This is a genomic window from Methylobacterium sp. Leaf118 (assembly GCF_920984675.1).
Lineage (GTDB): Bacteria > Pseudomonadota > Alphaproteobacteria > Rhizobiales > Beijerinckiaceae > Methylobacterium.
This window is the reverse complement of sequence record NZ_CAKLBV010000138.1, coordinates 1-1365: the sequence shown is the minus strand read 5'-3', so window position 1 is coordinate 1365 and position 1365 is coordinate 1. Positions and strand designations below refer to the sequence as shown.

Below are 1365 nucleotides of genomic sequence, written 5' to 3'. Positions count from 1 at the left end.
GGTCGTGTCCCGTGACGTGGTGTATGAGCGCTGGTCCTCGGCAGGGTCCGAAGGTGATCAGGCTGCCACGGCCGACAGCCTGAGGACGGGATCATCGCTCAAGGCGACGAGGCTTTCCAGGCTCATGTAGCGGCGCGAGACGGCCCACTCGTCGTTCTGCTCCAGCATCAGCGCGCCCACGAGCCGGACGACGGCCCGGTCGTTGGGGAAGATACCGATCACGTCCGAGCGGCGCTTGATCTCGCCGTTGAGACGTTCGAGCGGATTGGTCGAGGCGATCTGCGGCCAGTGCTCGCGCGGGAAGGCCATATAGGCCAGGACGTCGTCGCGGGCCTCGTCCATCAGGCCGGCCAGCTTCGGGTAGCGCTCGCGCAGCGTGTCGGCGACCGAGGCCCACTGCGCCCGGGCCGCTGCAGCACCGTCCTGGGCGAAGATAGTCTTGAGCATCGCCACCACCGCCGGGCGCTGCTTGGGTGCGACGTGGGCGAGCGCGTTCCGCATCCAATGCACCCGGCAGCGCTGATGGGTGGCCGAAAAGACCTTGGCGGCGGCGGCCCGCAGGCCCTTGTGATCGTCGGCCACGACCAGCTTCACGCCGCGCAGGCCCCGGTCGGCCAGCGAGCGCAGGAAGCCCTTCCAGAACACCTCGGCCTCGGACGCGCCGGTGGCCACGCCCAACACTTCGCGCCGCCCGTCGGTGTTGACGCCGACCGCGACTATGACGGCCAGCGAGACGATCCGGCCGGCCTCGCGCGCCTTCACGTAGGTGGCGTCGATCCACAGGTAAGGCCAAGCCCCCTCGATGGGCCGCGAGAGGAAGGCGTTGACCCGCTCGTCGATCTCTTCGCACAGCCGCGAGACTTGGCTCTTCGACACGCCCGAGCCGCCCATCGCCTTGACGAGGTCGTCCACGGCGCGAGTCGAGACACCGTGCACGTAGGCCTCTTGGATCACGGCCGTGAGCGCCTTCTCGGCCGTGCGCCGTGGCTCCAGGAACGAGGGCAGGTAGCTGCCCTTGCGCAGCTTCGGGATCGCTAGATCGATCCGGCCAGCGCGCGTCTCCCAGGCCCGTTCCCGGTAACCGTTCCTCTGCGTCAGCCGGTCCGAGCTGCGCTGGCCAATCGGCGCGCCCGTGCGTGCCTCGACCTCCAACTCCATCATGCGCTCGGCCGCATAGCCCAGCAGATCGCGCACAAGGTCGCCGTCCGCCCTCTTCTCGATCAGATCGATCAGGGCCATCCTGTCGTCGGTCATCGTCGTCTCCGGTGTGTGAGTTCAAGCTTCGCAACTCGAACCCTACTCGAAGACCGGCGATGACCACCTCAGCGGTGGGCTGCTCCTACACCACCCCCTGGGACACGACCC

General features: G+C 68.3%; 1 protein-coding gene. It reads right to left on the bottom strand.

Annotation, left to right across the window (positions count from 1 at the left end; genetic code table 11):
- Positions 1-57: 57 nt before the first annotated feature.
- Positions 58-1254, bottom strand: coding sequence for an IS256 family transposase (locus LW587_RS23895; protein ID WP_232632056.1), 1197 nt, complete (start codon positions 1252-1254; stop codon positions 58-60).
- Positions 1255-1365 lie beyond the last annotated feature (111 nt).